This is a genomic window from Arthrobacter sp. Bz4 (genome assembly GCF_003075455.1).
Classification (GTDB): Bacteria; Actinomycetota; Actinomycetes; order Actinomycetales; family Micrococcaceae; genus Arthrobacter_D.
On the sequence record NZ_QDAE01000007.1, the window covers coordinates 156391 to 172752 of the forward strand.

At 66.4% G+C, this 16362-nt stretch carries 13 protein-coding genes and 1 pseudogene; 12 read left to right on the plus strand and 2 right to left on the minus strand.

All coding sequences use genetic code 11. From position 1 onward, the window contains the following. Positions 1-37: 37 nt before the first annotated feature. From DDA93_RS08115 to DDA93_RS08165, 11 genes and pseudogenes are all read left to right on the plus strand, one after another. Entirely contained in the window at positions 38-523 is a 486-nt protein-coding gene (locus DDA93_RS08115; protein WP_243400556.1) for a hypothetical protein, read from the plus strand. Next, positions 520-2790 (plus strand): TRAP transporter fused permease subunit, encoded by a 2271-nt coding sequence (locus DDA93_RS08120; RefSeq protein ID WP_116778466.1) that lies wholly within the window; start codon positions 520-522, stop codon positions 2788-2790. The genes DDA93_RS08115 and DDA93_RS08120 overlap by 4 nt, the downstream gene beginning before the upstream one ends. Next, complete coding sequence (locus tag DDA93_RS08125; protein WP_116778467.1) at positions 2787-4025, plus strand: MFS transporter; 1239 nt, start codon at positions 2787-2789, stop codon at positions 4023-4025. Before DDA93_RS08120 ends, DDA93_RS08125 begins: the two co-directional genes overlap by 4 nt. Beyond that, positions 4022-5260, plus strand: a complete 1239-nt coding sequence (lhgO, locus tag DDA93_RS08130) for an L-2-hydroxyglutarate oxidase (RefSeq protein WP_116778468.1) — start codon at positions 4022-4024, stop codon at positions 5258-5260. Before DDA93_RS08125 ends, lhgO begins: the two co-directional genes overlap by 4 nt. Beyond that, a complete protein-coding gene (locus tag DDA93_RS08135) occupies positions 5257-6189 on the plus strand; it encodes a dihydrodipicolinate synthase family protein (RefSeq protein WP_116778469.1) in 933 nt (310 codons plus the stop codon). The genes lhgO and DDA93_RS08135 overlap by 4 nt, the downstream gene beginning before the upstream one ends. Continuing rightward, positions 6189-6962, plus strand: coding sequence for an SDR family oxidoreductase (locus DDA93_RS08140; protein WP_116778470.1), 774 nt, complete (start codon positions 6189-6191; stop codon positions 6960-6962). Before DDA93_RS08135 ends, DDA93_RS08140 begins: the two co-directional genes overlap by 1 nt. A gap of 67 nt (positions 6963-7029) precedes the next feature. Then, complete coding sequence (locus DDA93_RS08145) at positions 7030-7935, plus strand: fumarylacetoacetate hydrolase family protein (RefSeq protein WP_024476622.1); 906 nt, start codon at positions 7030-7032, stop codon at positions 7933-7935. Next, positions 7901-9120 (plus strand): annotated as a pseudogene (locus tag DDA93_RS08150) (CoA transferase). Before DDA93_RS08145 ends, DDA93_RS08150 begins: the two are co-directional and overlap by 35 nt. Before the next feature lie 44 nt (positions 9121-9164). Then, the gene (locus DDA93_RS08155) at positions 9165-10325 is read left to right on the plus strand and encodes an acyl-CoA dehydrogenase family protein (protein ID WP_024476624.1); all 1161 of its coding nucleotides are present in this window, start codon (positions 9165-9167) and stop codon (positions 10323-10325) included. Then, on the plus strand, positions 10322-12055 hold the full coding sequence (locus DDA93_RS08160) for an IlvD/Edd family dehydratase (RefSeq protein WP_024476625.1): 1734 nt from the start codon (positions 10322-10324) through the stop codon (positions 12053-12055). The genes DDA93_RS08155 and DDA93_RS08160 overlap by 4 nt, the downstream gene beginning before the upstream one ends. 107 nt (positions 12056-12162) lie before the next feature. Continuing rightward, on the plus strand, positions 12163-12966 hold the full coding sequence (locus DDA93_RS08165) for a hypothetical protein (RefSeq protein WP_116778471.1): 804 nt from the start codon (positions 12163-12165) through the stop codon (positions 12964-12966). A 95-nt stretch (positions 12967-13061) separates the two neighbouring features. Here the strand turns inward: DDA93_RS08165 and DDA93_RS08170 are convergent, their stop codons facing one another. Then, a complete protein-coding gene (locus DDA93_RS08170; RefSeq protein ID WP_051317663.1) occupies positions 13062-13400 on the minus strand; it encodes a helix-turn-helix domain-containing protein in 339 nt (112 codons plus the stop codon). A gap of 570 nt (positions 13401-13970) precedes the next feature. Between DDA93_RS08170 and DDA93_RS08180 the strand changes: the two genes are divergently transcribed. Beyond that, positions 13971-14630 carry a Type 1 glutamine amidotransferase-like domain-containing protein gene (locus tag DDA93_RS08180; protein ID WP_024476628.1) on the plus strand — a complete coding sequence of 220 codons (660 nt, stop codon included), beginning with the start codon at positions 13971-13973 and terminating at the stop codon, positions 14628-14630. Between the two features lie 194 nt (positions 14631-14824). Here the strand turns inward: DDA93_RS08180 and DDA93_RS08185 are convergent, their stop codons facing one another. Then, positions 14825-16204 carry an alpha-amylase family glycosyl hydrolase gene (locus DDA93_RS08185; protein ID WP_024476629.1) on the minus strand — a complete coding sequence of 460 codons (1380 nt, stop codon included), beginning with the start codon at positions 16202-16204 and terminating at the stop codon, positions 14825-14827. Between the last annotated feature and the right edge of the window lie 158 nt (positions 16205-16362).

Here is a 16362-nt window from a genome sequence, read left to right on the forward strand (position 1 = left end):
TGATGCGCAAGCCCGCCGTCGTCGTCGCCGTCCTGGTGTGCTTGGCACGCTGGGCGGTGGGGCGTTCGCGGTTGCTGCCCAGAGTGTCCCCGAACGGGACGCTCCCGGGCGCAGCATCGTGATCACCAACGACGACGGCGGGCTGGCCTCGGTTCCCCTTCCCGGGGATACTTTCGCGGTCAGCTACCGCAATTCGATTTACGGAACCATCGCCGAGGAACGTTACACGGTCCTCCCCGACGGCAGATTCCGGCTCCACCAGATCGCCGCCGACCAGCTCGCGGTGCTCGAAGAGTATTACGGTGTCCCCGGCGCCCCCACCCCCGCGGACCCCAACGACCGGCGGAACTTTGTGGTCGAGCCCGACCCAGCACACCCCGCCGTGTTCACGGACCTTTCTATTGCCGCCACCGATCTCGGTGAACGCACCCTCCACCTGCCCGGAACAGCGCCCGTTTCGCTGTGGGACATGGTCGACGACGATCAGCCCTTCATCCTGCTAGACATCAAGGAGACCCCATGACCGAGCGAATTGACGGCGACGGCGCCGTCAAGGCCGGCAAGCTGCACCGCCCCACCCCCGACGAGGCGATCGATCCGAGCCGCCGCGACGAAGCGCGAATACCCGACGACGCCGAGATCAACCCGATCGATCGCAGCGACGAGATCGATGAAGACGCGCTGATCGCCGAGTTCGAGGCGGAGAAACCCGCCCGGCAGCTGGCGGGTCTTCCTGCCCTGGTGGTCAAGGTCGTTGCCGGCGGCATGTCGGTCTTCGCCCTGTACTGGGTGTTCAACCCGATGGCGACGCAGTTCTATCTGCCAGCGTTCCTGATGGTCGGGCTGTCCCTGACCTTCCTGGTGTACCGCGGGTGGGGCCGGTCGGATAAGGCCAAGGAAACCGGAAAATCCGATAATCCACACATCCTGGACTGGGTATTTGCTGCCATCGCCGTGGTGCCCTTCGCCTACATCATTTCCGACTGGGACTCCTTCTTCCGCCGCGCCATCAATCCCACCTACCTCGACCTGGCCATGGGCATCATCGCCATCCTCGTGGTCCTGGAAGCCGCCCGGCGGACCGTCGGTATCCTGGTGCCGCTGGTGGTCGTGGGATTCTTCGCCTACGCCTACTGGGGCCCGTACATTCCGGCGCCGTTCAACACGTCGTCGTTCGACTGGATCCGGCTGGTGGGCCACAACGTGATGGGCACTCAGGGAATCTTCGGGGTGCCCACCGACGTCGCTGCCACGTACATCATCCTGTTCACCATCTACGGTGCCGTGCTCGGCGCCTCGGGTGCCACCAAGTTCTTCATCGACCTCTCCTTCTCGGCGTTCGGCCAGTCGAAGTCCGGCCCCGGCCGGACCGTCACCCTGGCGGGCTTCCTGCTGGGTACCGTGTCAGGTTCCGGCGTGGCCACCACCGTCACCCTCGGTGGCATCTCCTGGCCGCTGCTGCGCAAGGCCGGTTACCCGAAGGAACACGGTGGTGGCATCCTGGCCGCCGCGGGTATCGGCGCGATCATGTCGCCTCCAACCCTCGGCGCTGCGGCGTTCATCATCGCCGCCCTGCTGGGCGTGTCCTACCTTGAGGTCCTGATCTGGGCCACCATCCCCACCCTGCTCTACTACTTCGGCATCATCCTCGCCATTGAGATGGACGCCCGCCGGTTCAAGACCAAGGCAGTGGAGATGGACATCAAGCCCGTCGGTAAACTGCTGCTGCGCTTCGGCTACCACTTCAGCTCCCTGATCGCCATCGTCGCCTTCATGGCCATGGGCATGACCCCGTTCCGGGCCGTGGTCTTCGCCACGGTGCTCGCTTTTGTGCTGAGCTTCTTCGACCGCGAGTCCTGGATGACCCCCCGGCGGATCTGGGATGCCCTGGCCACCGGAGCCACCGGCGCCCTCTCCGTCATCCCCGTGATGGCGGCGGCGGGCCTGATCGTGGGCATCATGACCCTGACCGGTCTGGGCCTGAAGCTCGCCAGCATCATCGTCGACTTCGCTGGCGGCAGCCTCCTGCTCACCGCGATCTTCTCGGCTACCGCGGTCATCCTGCTGGGCCTGGCGGTGCCGGTCACGGCGAGCTTCATCATCTCCTGGGTGATCATCGGCCCCGCCCTGCAGGACGTGGGCGTGCCGGGCTTCGCCGCAGCGATGTTCATCTTCTACTACTCGGTCCTCAGCGAAGTATCGCCCCCGACGGCGCTCTCGCCGTTCGCCGCGTCGGCCATCACCGGCGGCAAACCGATCAAGACCATGTGGCTCACCTGGCGGTACACCCTGTCCGCCTTCCTGGTGCCGTTCATCTTCGTCCTCTCCGGCTCGGGTGTTGGGCTGCTGCTCCAGGGCGGCGTCGCTACCGTGGCACTGGCCTTCTCCGTGTCGATCCTCGCGGTCGCAGCGCTGGCCGTCTCCACCGGTGGCTGGCTCATCGGCCCGGCCCGCTGGCCGGAACGGGTCATCCTGGCCATCGGGTCCCTCCCGCTGCTCACCCTCGATCCGCTGAACATTGGGATCGGCATCGCGATCATCGCCGTCGGTGTGGTGGTGCACCTGATCGGCCGGAAACGGCACCCGTATGATCCGGACGCCGAGCCGGCGGAAGCAGACTCAGCCGATTCGGTTGATTCGGTTGATTCGGTTGATTCGGCAACGAGGACGACGGCGTCGGCCACCTCCTCGGGGGCCGGTGCACACCGTGCGTCGTCCACCGCGGCAGGCACCTCGTCGCCGAAGAGTGTTGCGTCGTCGAAACCCACCACGGGTCCCGCCGCTTCATGACCAAAGCACCGTCGACGCACGCAGCGGTCACCATGCTGCAGGCCGTCTCCGTCACCACCACAGGGGTGCTTCCTGCCTTCCTGCTGGGTGCGTTGGCGGTGCAGATCCGTGGGGACCTGGACATTGGTCCAGCGGAAATGGGGATGGCTGCGGCCACTCTCTTCACCGTGTCCGGCGTACTGGCCCGCCCGTTGGGCGGGCTGGTGCAGCGCATCGGTGCCGCGAAAGGCATGGTCGCCTCGGCGACGCTCGCCGCCGTCGCCCTCGCCGGGGCCGGTCTGGCGCCGACATTCGCGCTACTGATCGTGGCCCTGTTTGTCGGTGGGCTGGCCAACGCGATGGCCCAACCGTCGGCAAACCTGGGCATTTCCCGGGCGGTCAATCCGAACCGGCTGGGCCTGGCGTTCGGCGTCAAGCAGTCCTCCATCCCGGCTGCCTCTATGATCGCCGGGATCGCCGTCCCGGTGATTGCCCTCGCCGTCGGCTGGCGGTATGCCTTTCTGCTCGGCTCGCTGATGGCCATCGCGATTGCCGTGTGGGCGTTCTTCAGCGCACCCGGCACCCGCCCGACCCAGCCCGGAGAAACCCCCAAGGCGGACCGCGGCACCCCCAGGGGCGGGTTGGTGATGCTGAGCGTGGGCGCCGGGCTCGCCGCCGCAGCGGCCACCTCGCTGGGCGTGTTCCTGGTGGACTCGGCGGTGCAATCCGGGATGGCGCCCGGAACCGCCGGGCTGCTGTTCGCCGGCGCGGCGCTGCTGGGCCTGGTGATCCGCATCCTGCTGGGCCTCGCCATGGACAGGTACCCGCACCGCAGCCCGCTCGTGCTGATCACCAATCTCCTAGCAACCGGGGTGATTGGGTATTTGCTGCTCGCCCTGGGCACCAGTTCGCTGCTTTTCGTGCTCGGCGCACTGTTGGCCTACGGCGCCGGCTGGACCTGGCCAGGCCTGGTGCACTTCGCTGTGGTCCGGGACAACCGCGCCAACGCGGCCACCGCCACCGGCGTCATCCAGACCGGGCTTTCCCTGGGTGCCGCGGCCGGGCCGCTGCTGTTCGGGCTACTGACCGCCGCCACCTCGTATGACACCGCCTGGCTGGCCGCCGCCGTCGTCGCCGCCCTGGCAGCCGTGACCTTCACGGTGGCTCGCCGCATGATCCGCCGGTCGCGGGCACTCACCGCCGCCGCGCTGCCCGCCACAGACCACACCTTGACCCCAATGGAGGAGAAGAGATGACACCCACGCGTTTCGCAGTGGTGGGAGGTGGCATCGTTGGTGCCGCCGTCGCCCGCCGGTTGCTGCAGGTGCAGCCCGACGCCCACGTCACCGTGCTGGAGAAGGAACCCATCCTTGCCGGACACCAGACCGGCCGGAACTCCGGCGTCGTCCACGCCGGGCTGTACTACACGCCCGGATCGTTGAAGGCGCGGCTCTGCCGGCAGGGCGTGGACATGCTCAAGGAGTACTGCGAAGAGAAGGGCCTGCCCTACGACGAGTGCGGCAAGGTCCTCGTGGCCCGCAACCCCGTCGAGGAAGGCCGGCTCGGGGACATCATGGACCGCGCGGTCGCCAACGGTGTGCCGGGCGTGCGCCTCATCAACAAGGACGAGCTGCTGGACCTCGAACCCCACGTCAAGGGCACCTCTGGCCTGCACTCCCCGCACACCGCGATCGTCGACTACGGCGCGATCACCCGCTCCCTCGCCAAGGACGTCGAGGACGCCGGCGGCACCGTCCACACCAACTTCGAGGTCACCGCCCTGACCGAACGCGCCGGGCAGACGGTGGTCACAGGCAAGCACCACGGCGCCGAAACGTCCGACGCCTACGACACGGTGATCGTCTGCGCCGGGCTGCAGGCCGACCGGGTGGCGAAGCTCGCCGGCGACGACGACGACCCCAAGATTGTGCCCTTCCGCGGCGAGTACTATCTGCTGCGCCCGGAACGCCGGCATCTGGTCCGCGGGCTGGTGTACCCGGTACCGGACCCCCGGTATCCCTTCCTTGGCGTACATCTGACCCCGACCACCGACGGCGAGGTGATGGTCGGTCCCAACGCAGTGCTGGCCCTCGCCCGTGAAGGCTACAAGTGGTCCACTATCTCGCCCCGCGACCTCAAGGACGCGGTGATGTACTCGGGTTTCCGGGCCTTCGCGAAGCAGCACTGGCTCACCGGTGCCGCCGAAATGCTCGGGTCGCTGAGCAAGCGCCGGTTCGTCGCCGAAGCGCGCAAGTACGTTCCCGAGATCACCGCCGACGACGTCGTCCCCGGCCCCCGTGGCATCCGCGCCCAGGCGCTGACCCGCGACGGTTCCCTGGTGGACGATTTCCGGATCACCCGGCAGGGCTCGGTGTTGTCCGTAAGGAACGCGCCATCGCCCGCCGCCACCTCCTCGCTCGCCATCGCCGAGCACATCGTCTCGCTGGCACTCGACCGCGACTCCGACCGAAAGGACACCTCATCCCTGTGACTACACACCCTCTGACAACTTCCCCTGTTTCCCCGCTCGCCAAAGGCCTCTGGGGCGTGCTCGCCACGCCCTTCTCCGGCAACGACTTCGCCGTCGACACCGAGTCGCTCCGCAGCGAAGTCCGCCTCTACACCGGGCTGAACGCCACCGGCATGGTGGTGCTCGGCGTGTTTGGCGAGGGCGTGTCCCTGGACACCGCCGAGCAGACCCTGATCGTGACGACCGTCGCCGAGGAAGCCGGTGACACTCCGCTGGTGGTCGGCCTGTCGGCGCGGTCGACGGCGGTCGCCGTCGAGCAGGCGCGCACCGCGGTCGCCGCCGCGGGTAGCAACCTCGGTGCGCTGATGGTGCAGGCCAATAGCGCCAACCCCGAGCTGCTCGCCGCGCATCTGACGGCGATCAACGAGGTCATCCCAGCCGAGACCGGCGCCGGGATTGTGCTGCAGGACTATCCGGTGGCTTCGGGTGTGAAGATCAGCGCCGCACAGATTCTGAAAGTGCTGGAGCTCTGCCCGTTCATCAGCGCCGTGAAGTCCGAGGCGCCACCCACCGCCGTCCCCATCGCCGCGCTGACCGCTGCCACCACGGTGCCGGTCTTCGGCGGGCTGGGCGGGGTCGGGCTGCTCGATGAGCTGGCCGCCGGTGCGGCCGGCGCGATGACCGGGTTCTCCCACCCGGAGGGCCTGCAGGCGGCGTTGACCGCGTTCGCCGACGGCGGTTTCCCAGCCGCCCGCGCCGCGTTTGCCCCGTGGCTGCCGCTGGCGAACTTCGAGGGCCAACCCGGCATTGGACTCGCCCTCCGCAAGGAGATCCTGCGCCGCCGCGGCATCATCGCCGACGCCGCGGTACGCCCGCCGTCCCCCACGTTGCCGCCGGCACTCGCCGACATGATCGACGCCCACCTTGATGCTGTGAAGGAGATTGCCTGATGGATACCGGACTCAAGGGGAAGAACGTGCTGGTACCGGGCGCGAGCTCGGGCATTGGCCTGGCCATTGCCCAGGCACTCGCCGGCGAGGGCGCCAACGTGGTGCTCGCCGCCCGCCGCGAGGACGTGGTGCAGGCCGAAGCCGCCAAGCTGCCCTCCGCCGTCGGGATTGCGATGGACCTGACCGACGACGGCGCCCCCGCCGCCCTGGTCGAAGCCGCCGAGCAGGCCTTCGGCCCGATCGATGTGCTGATCCTCAACAGCGGCGGCCCACCCCCTGGCGGTGCGGCGGATGTCAGCGACGAGCAGGCCCTGGCCGCGGTACACCAATTGCTGCTGCAGCACATGAGGCTGACCAACCTGGTGCTGCCCGGGATGCGCGAACGCGGCTGGGGCCGGATTGTCGCCGTCGGGTCCAGCGGAGTGCAGCAGCCGCTGCCCAACCTGGCGCTCTCCAACATCGGCCGGGCCGGGCTGGCTGGCTACCTCAAGACCCTGGCTGCCGAGGTGGCGGCCGACGGCGTCACCGTGAACATGGTGCTGCCCGGCCGGATCGACACGGACCGGGTGGCGTCCCTCGATGCTGCGGCAGCCAAGCGGACCGGCAGCACCCCGGACGAGGCTCGCGCCGCGTCGGAAAAGACCATTCCCGCCGGCCGGTACGGTGCGCCCGAGGAGTTCGGCGCCGTCGTCGCCTTCCTCGCCAGCGTCCCCGCCGCGTACGTGACGGGCGAACAGGTCCGCTGCGACGGCGGCCTGGTCCGCGGCTACTAGCCCACCCGCAATTTCCTGACTCTCTCGTTCCCTATCCTTTAACCATTGACAGAAAGAAGCGCTGACCATGCATTTGGCCTCAGTACGCGAAGGCGGCGACGAACTCGCCGCGGTGATCCACCCCGAGCGCGGCGTCGCGCTGGTCCGTGACCTCATCCCGGGCTTCACCGGCGACCTGTTGGAGCTGCTGGCCACCGATTCGCTGGCAAAGCTGGAGTCGTTCGCCGACTCAGCGGACACCGACGTCTTCCGGGACCGCGACACGGTGACATTCGGCGCCCCGTACCGGCATCCGCGGATGCTGTGGGGCATTGGCCTGAACTACGTCGAGCACGCCTCGGATCTGTCCGAGGGGGTCCCGGACGAGCCGGCGTCGTTCATCAAGGGCGATCACACCATCATCGGTCCGGGCGAAAACATCACCATCCCGCACCAGAGTGTGCGCACCACGGCCGAGGCGGAACTGGGGCTCGTGATCGGCAGCTACTGCCGTGACGTGGAGCCGGAGGACGCGCTGTCCTATGTGGCCGGCGTCGTCACCCTGCTGGACCAGACCGCCGAGGACATCCTGGAGAAGAATCCCCGGTTCCTCACCCGGTCCAAGAACTTTCCCGGCTTCTTCTCCTTCGGGCCGGAGATCGTGCCGCTGTCGGAGGTGGCCGACGACGCCGGGTCGCTGGCCGCCGTCGAGGTGTCCACCGTGATCAACGGCAAGGTGCACCGCAGCAATGTGGTCGGCAACATGAGGTACTCCCCCGAGTACCTGGTCAGTTTCCACAGCAAGGTGATGCCGCTCTACCCGGGGGACATCATCTCCACCGGCACACCGGGCGCCGTGCACATCAGGGCGGGTGACGTGGCGGAATGCCGCATCCCCGGCGTCGGGGTGCTCAGCAACCCGGTGGTCGACCAGACAACCAGTGTTGGTCAAGAAGACAGTGCTCATCAGGAAGGCAGTGGCGTCAGTGAGTGACACCCCCGACGACGGATTACCGGCCGGCCCCCTGGACGGCATCAAGGTGGCCGACTTTTCCAGGGTGCTCGCGGGACCGTTTGCCTCGATGATGCTGGCCGATTTCGGGGCCGATGTGATCAAGGTGGAAAGCCCGTCCGGCGATGACACCCGCAGCTGGACGCCGCCGGTGGACGAGTACGGCGTGGGCACCTATTTTTCCAGCGTGAACCGCAACAAGCGTTCGGTGGTGTGCGACCTGACCACGCCCGAGGGGCAGGCGGCGGCGCTGGAGATCGCGTTGACGGCCGACGTCGTGATCGAGAACTTCCGTCCCGGCATCATGGAGCGGTTCGGGCTGGATTACGAGTCCCTCATGGACCGGCGGCCGGACCTGATCTACTGCTCCATCACCGGGTTCGGCAGCACCGCCGGTGCGCACCTGCCGGGCTATGACCTGCTGGTGCAGGCCGTCGGCGGACTGATGAGCGTCACCGGCGGGCTCGATTCCGAGCCCAGCAAGGTGGGCGTGGCCCTGGTGGATGTGGTGACCGGGCAGAACGCCGTCGTCGGGATCCTCGCCGCGCTGCGGTCGCTGGAGCAGACCGGGGTGGGACAGCGGGTGGATGTGAACCTGTTGTCGTCGCTGCTGTCGGGGCTGGTGAACCAGGCGTCGAGCACGCTGGCCACCGGTGAATCCCCGCAGCGGATGGGCAACGCGCACCCGAGCATCGCGCCGTACGAGACGTTGCGGACCGCCGATGGCCCGCTGGCCGTGGCCGTCGGGACCGACAAGCAGTTCGCCGGGCTGGTCCGGGTGCTCGGTGTGCCCGAGCTTTCCAGCGATGAACGGTTTGCGGGAAATTCGAACCGGGTGGCCAACCGGGTGGTGTTGAAGTCCCAGCTGGAAGAGCAGCTGGGCTCCAGGTCCGCCGCCGAGTGGTCGGAGCTGCTCAGCGTCGCCGGTGTGCCCGCGGGGAAGGTGAACTCGATTGTTGAGGCGCTGGAACTGGCGGACACGCTGGGTCTCGCCCCCGTCGTCGAGATCGCCAATGCTGACGGGTCGCGGACCAGCCAGCAGGTCGCCAACCCCATCCACCTCTCCGGGACCCCCGCCCGGTACCGCGCCCGCCGCCCCTACTCGGCGAGCACAATGGTGCCGCCTTTGACCTCCCCGCCGTTCCAGCGTTGCAACACCTACAGTGAAAGCAGGATCCCCAGTGACTTCCTCAACCGTTGAAAGCAGCACCATGACTGACATGTCAGACCTGATCGGTATTGAAGGCCTCCTCTCCCCCGAGGAAATCAGCCTGCGGGACACCGTGCGGTCCTTCGTTGACAGCGAGATCAAGCCGAACATCGCCCAGTGGTACGACGACGCCGTCTTCCCGATGGAAATCGTGCCGCAGATGGCCGAGCTGGGCCTGCTCGGCATGCACATCAAGGGCTACGGCTGCCCTGGTAAGTCCTCGGTGGAGTATGGGTTGGCCGCGATGGAGTTGGAGGCCGGCGATTCGGGTCTGCGGACCTTCGTGTCGGTGCAGGGTTCGCTGGCTATGAGCGCCATCTACAAGCACGGCTCGGAGGAGCAGAAGACCGAGTGGCTGCCGCAGATGGCTGCCGGGACCGCGATCGGTGCGTTCGGGTTGACCGAGCCGACTGCCGGGTCCGACCCCGGCGCCATGCAGACCTTCGCGAAGCGCGACGGGTCGGACTGGATCCTCAACGGTGCCAAGCGCTGGATCGGCCTGGCCTCGGTGGCGAAGCTCGCCATCATCTGGGCGATGACCGACGACGGCGTCCGCGGCTTCGTGGTGCCCACCGACAGCCCGGGGTTCGTGGCAACCCCGATCAAGCAGAAACTCTCCATGCGGGCGTCCATCCAGTGCGACATCACCCTGACAGACATCCGGTTGCCGGAGAGCGCGATGCTCCCGAACGCCAAGGGGCTGCGTGGCCCGTTCGAGTGCCTGAACGAGGCGCGCTATGGCATCATCTGGGGCGCTATGGGTGCGGCCCGGGACAGCTACCTCACCGCTCTGGCCTACTCGCAGGAGCGTCTGCAGTTCGGGAAGCCACTGTCCGGTTACCAGCTGACGCAGGAGAAGCTGGTGAACATGGCGCTGGAGATCAACAAGGGCACGCTGCTCGCCCTGCAGCTCGGCCGGTTGAAGGACGCCGGGACCCTGCAGCCGTACCAGATCTCGGTGGGCAAGCTGAACAACTGTCGCGAGGCGATTGCGATCTGCCGTGAGGCGCGGGCGATGCTCGGCGGCAACGGTGTCACCCTGGATTACTCGCCGCTGCGGCACGCGAACAACCTGGAGAGCGTCAGGACCTATGAGGGTACCGACGAGGTCCACACCCTGATCCTGGGCAACCACATCACCGGCGTCCCCGCGTTCCGGTGAGCGAAGCCGCTGCCCGTGCTTCTTCAGCTTCCGGCGGTAGTTCCGCCACCGGCATCCGCAAGGGCCTGACCAACTACGGGGACGCCGAGTTCTCGTTGTTCCTGCGGAAGGCGTTCATCAAGGGTGCCGGGTATTCCGACGACGCCCTGGACCGGCCGGTGATCGGGATCATCAACACGGGCAGCGGGTTCAATCCGTGCCACGGCAACATGCCGGCGCTGCTGGAGGCGGTGAAGCGTGGGGTGATGCTCGCCGGTGGGTTGCCGGTGGACTTCCCCACCATCTCCATCCACGAGAGCTTTTCGCAGCCGACCAGCATGTTCCTGCGGAACCTGATGTCGATGGACACGGAGGAAATGATCCGCGCGCAGCCGATGGACGCCGTGGTGCTGATCGGCGGCTGCGACAAGACCGTGCCAGCCCAGCTGATGGGTGCTGCCTCGGCGGGGGTGCCAGCGATTTCGCTGGTGACCGGATCGATGCTGACCGGCGGCTACCGGGGCGAACGGGTGGGCGCGTGCACCGACTGTCGCGCGTTCTGGGGCAAGTTTCGTGGCGGAGAGATTTCCAAACCAGAGATCGACGACGTGAACTCGCGTCTGGTCGGCAGCGTTGGCACCTGCTCCGTGATGGGGACGGCAAGCACCATGGCCTGCCTGACGGAGGCGATGGGGATTGCGATGCCGGGTTCGGCGTCTGCTCCTGCGGTCACGGCCGACCGGGTGCGGATCGCCGAGGCAACCGGGACGCAGGCTGTTGCCCTGGCCGCGGCCGGGACGAAGATGGACACGATCCTGACCCAGGAGGCGTTCGAGAATGGGCTGCGGGTGCTGCTCGCCATCGGCGGCTCCACCAACGCGATCATTCACCTGACCGCGGTTGCCGGTCGGTTGGGGATCCGGTTGTCACTGGAACAGTTGGACCGGATGAGCACGGAGACCCCGGTACTGGTGGATCTGAAGCCGTCCGGGAAGTATTACATGGAAGACTTCCATCGTGCCGGTGGCGTTCCCGCCGTCTTGCGGGAACTGGGTTCACTGATCCACCGGGACGTTCCGACCGTAACCGGCCGGACGCTGGGTGAGGAGATTGACGACGCCGGTCCGGGTTTCCCGCAGGACATCATCCGGCCGCTCTCCAATCCCGTGTATCCGGAAGGAAGCCTTGCGTTCCTTCGCGGGAATCTGGCGCCGGGCGGGGCAATCATCAAGCAGGCAGCCGTGTCGCCTGCGCTGCTGGAGCACACCGGCCCCGCTGTGGTGTTTGAGAATACGGCAGACCTGGCGGCGCGGATCGACGATCCCGATCTCGACGTCACCGCCGATTCTGTGTTGGTGCTGAAGAACATCGGTCCGGTCGGCGCACCAGGGATGCCCGAGGCCGGATATCTACCGATCCCGAAGAAGCTTGCCTCGCAGGGCGTGCGCGACATGGTGAGAATCTCGGACGGCCGGATGTCCGGCACCGCCGCCGGCGCAGTGGTACTGCACGTGACCCCAGAGTCAGCGGTCGGCGGACCCCTGCGGCTGGTGCAGACAGGCGACACGATCACCTTGAGTGTGAGCCGTCGGCTGATCCAGTTGGAGGTGTCCGATGCGGAACTGGCGCAGCGTGAAGAAGTGATGGGACCGGCAGCACCGGTGGTTCCGGAACGTGGCTACCGGAAGCTGTTCGTCACCGAGGTCACCCAGGCGGACGAGGGCTGCGACTTCCGCTTCCTGCAGGGCTAGTTGGCCAGTGGCTGGCGACTTGTCCGGTTACAGAGAATCTCCAAGCCTTGTTGCCAGTCCACCGACGCCCTACCCTAATCTCAGGTCACAGATTCCTAGGAGCCCTCATGAACGACATCCTTCCCGGCAGCCCAACCCGAGTGTGGACGTTCGTCTCAGGAGACTCCGCCCGCCAGGTAATCACCTGTGGGGCTGCTGCGGCGCAGGTCCTCTTACCCACGTTGTACGGTCCGCGCTTCAGGGGTGAAAACGCTCCGCCCAACGTGATCCAGCCAGCGCCCTACACCTTCACCGTCTGGTTTCCTATCTTCGCCTCCTCCATCGCCTACGCGGCCCACCAGGCACGCGGCCCGGCCAGCACCCGGGACATCTGGCGGGCAGCCGGGTGGCCCCTCGCTGGCGCGTTCGCCGCCACCGGCATCTGGGCGCCGCTGGTGCGATCCGGCAAGTTCTGGACCGGCCAAGGAGCGTTGGTGGCGATCGCTGTGCTCGCAGAGACGGGACGTCGCCGAATCGCTCAGGCCGAACTTAGGGGCGAGTTGAGTGCGGCCGAGATCATGGCGGCCGCCCCGGCAGCGGGAATGCTTGCGGCCTGGGGGCAGGCAGCCTGTGGAGTGAACCTGGCCGCCATCCTCGTCAGCAACCGTATTGTTCCCGCCGGGCCAAAAGCCGCTACGGCGGGAGCCGCCCTTCTCGCAGGGCTCGGTGTACTTGGCACCAGGGCTGCCCTTGCACCGGAGCACACAAGCATCTCCTCCCGTTTTTACACCGGCACCCTTCTCTGGGCATTCGCAGGTGTGATCATTGGCCAACGTCGACGCTCCTGGTCCGCAGCCGCAACAGCGGCCGGCGCTGCCACCGCGATCCTCGCCGTCACGGCACGCAACCGTTCGGAACCCTCTTCGAGCTGACAGGTGGTCCCGGGGCTGTGCTCAAACGGCTCACCGCGGGGCAGTAGCCGATCCCCTACCTCAAGCAATGTTGCTTGAGTCTGTGGTTGTGCTCGTCAGCACGGCTGTTTGGCGTCCGGCCCGTCCAGTTCGTCGTCGTAACGGCGACGTGCCTGCTCGATGAGCGGCATCTGCTCGGCGACCCAGTCGAGCATTACCTCTACCGGTGGCCGGAGGGTCTTATCGAGCGGGGTGATGCTGTATTCAACCGCCACGGGACGTGTGGTGAGGAGGACGCGGCGGATGATCCCGTTACGTTCCAACCGCCTCAAAGTGGCGGTGAGTGACTTTTGCGTCACTGCCGGGATGCTGCGCCTCAATTCGCTGAAGCGCATCGGCCGCTCGCACAACAAGGAGCACTTCGATGGCCGTTCACCTTTCTTCCCCCAAGACACTCATGCAGCCCGTCCCTTACCACCACGTTGCTGTCGCCACAGGTACCCGACACGTGCACGTATCGGGCCAGATCGCGCGCCCGTCCAACGGCGAGCCTGTGGCCTATAGACGCTGTGACGGATGAAATCGGCTTGCCCCTCCCGATGCCGCCCGCATCCCTTATCGGCGTCGATTACCTCTTCGAACCCGACCTGCGTGTCGAAGTTGAAGCAACCGCCATTCTTGATAGAAATTGCCTGGTTGGCTGCGGCGCAGACCTCGCGGGGCGACTAACCAACCCGCCCATGAGCTGATCCCCTCCGCGTCACGTGGTGTTCCTTTCCTATCGGATCAGCGATCGGCATCACCGGGATGGTAGGAAGGGATCGCGTGTGACTGATTCGTGCACTCTTATGGCTCGCCCGGATGAGGTCTGCACCCATGCCGAACTGTGGACAAAGTTTCACCAGCTGTGTACCTATTGAAGGGCCGAGCGAGGCCAGCAGACCTACCACATCGGCCGGTGAATTCCAGTCCGGTCCCGCGCCGTCAGGCACATCCACATCCGGACGCGAACTTCGGAGGAACGTTTGAAACTCTTGCTTACGTCAGGCGGCGTGACGAACCCGAGCATTCACTCGGCGCTCGTGCAGCTTCTCGACAAGCCGATCGGCCAATGCCATGCCTTGGTCGTTCCGACAGCGCAGTGGGGCCACCCGATGTGCGGACCGGCATCGGTGCGGGGCCTGCTGGCCGCCGAGCCCGACTTCCGTCACTTGTCCGGCCTGGGCTGGGCTTCCCTTGGAGTTCTTGAGCTCACCGCGCTGCCCACCATCGGCCAGGAGCGATGGATCCCCTGGCTTCGAGAAGCCGACGCGATATTGGTCGACGGCGGCGACGCGACCTACCTGTCTCATTGGATGCGGGAGTCCGGACTGGCCGAGCTGCTGCCGTCATTCCCAGACACTGTGTGGGTCGGAGTGAGTGCCGGAAGCATGGTGATGGCGCCCCGGATCGGCGAGCACTTCGTCGAGTGGCCCTCAGCGCCGGACGATCGCACGCTGGGGGTGGTGGACTTTTCCATCTTCCCTCACTTGAACGCTTTCCCAACCAATACACCGGCCCACGCCGAGCGCTGGGCCGCCGACGTCGGATGCCCTGCCTATGCCATCGACGAGCAGACCGCCATCATGGTTGTCGGTGGCTCCGTAGAGGTGGTCTCCGAAGGGCAATGGAAGAAGTTCGGGTGATAGGTACTGGGAGTGTGAAGGGCCTCGGCGCCTTCAATACGGCTGCCATCCCAGCTCTAGTGTCCACAATCGAAATGGTCATGGAACCGGCCCTAAGGCCTGACGTCGCGTCAGTGGCAACTGAATGCTGGTGCCCGCAAGGCACCTGCATCGGCTGCCGTACCCAAACAACGCTTAGGCACCATCAAGCCGTACTAGGCGTCAGCTAGGCCTAAAATGGCCCACCCCTTCGGAGGCAGGGTCAGCGAACCACCCGGGATGTCGAGCCCGCCCGCGCCGGCCAGAAGTTCGCGCGCCGCGGCCGGAAGCTCCAGCGTGACCGAAGTGTCCTCAAGATTCATTGCCACGAACAGGGCCTGACCGGCGTCGTGCACCTCGTAGAGCAGCTGTTCGTTGTTGAGCGTATGCACCCGGGTCCGGGATGCGTGCACCCAGTGGTTCCGGCGCCGCAGCCCGATCAATTCCCTGTGCAGGGTATACAGCGGTTGCCCGACGGCTGAGAGGTCGGCCGGGGAAGCGGGGAAGGCAGGACGAATGTCGTCGTCACCCCCGGCGCGATCCTCCTTGATGCCCCGGTAGCCCTGTTCATCGCCGTAGTAGATCACGGGAGTGCCCGGCAGGGTGAACAGCAGCACCAATGCGTGGGCCAGGCGACCCGACGGCGCCAGCCGGCTCGCTATGCGCGTAACGTCATGGTTGCCGATAAAGGTCAGCGGCACAAAGGTGTCCAGAAAGCTGTTGTGGCGCTCCAACGCGGCGGTCAGCTCATAGAAGTTCGCTTCCGCAAGTGAACTCCAGATCGCCTTCCACAGCTCGTACTGGGTGACTGAATTAAGGTGCCCGGCGCGGACGTCCTCAGGATAGTCACCGTGGATATACTCCCCCACAAAATAGGCCTCTGGGAACTCCGAGCGGACATCGTCAAGGACGCCAGCCCAGAACGACGACGGCACCGCATAGGCGGCGTCGAGGCGCCACCCGTCGGCACCGCGGCGAAGCCAGTGCTTCATCACACCTGCCACAAAATCCACCACAGCGGGCTGTTCATGGTTCAGTGCCACGAGGTGGTGGTGGCCTTCAAAGTCTTTATACCCGGGTTCAGTGCCCGGCACCCAGATGTCAGGCCAAGAGAAGCTGAACCAGTCCGCCGTCGGCGCCCCCGGCCCCTGCTCGAGCGCCTGGCTGAAGGGGGAGAAAGAGCGGCCAGTGTGGTTGAAAACCCCGTCAAGGAGGACCCGGATCCCGCGCGCGTGGGCCTGCCTGATTAGTTCGTCGAAGTCGGCATCGGTGCCGAACCGGGGATCAATGCGGTAATAGTCCGTGGTGTCGTAGCCGTGGGTTTCGGAGGCAAAAACCGGGCCCAGGGCGAGGCCGGAAGCGCCCATCTCGACGATGTAGTCGAGCCACTCCACCAGCTGCGTCAGACCGCGCGGTGCGGGAGCCGGATCCCCGCCGTCTGTGTGGCGCCGATCGGCGTCGTCCGATGTATGCCGGGCCGATTTTTCGGCTCCAGAAAAGCCCAGCGGATAGACCTGCCACCACACCACGTGCTCTACCCAGTCCGGCGTCCTCATGTGTGCTGGTCCTTTCGCGTGGTGGAGTGATGCCTTCTACAGTCTGTCACCAGCAACCTTGACACCCGGAAATCCGTGGCGCCATCGCTCATCGTCAGTCTCCCCTGCGAGTCTTACGCAGCATCGCCCGCGCGCCCCCTCTGTGGCTGTCTCCAGGT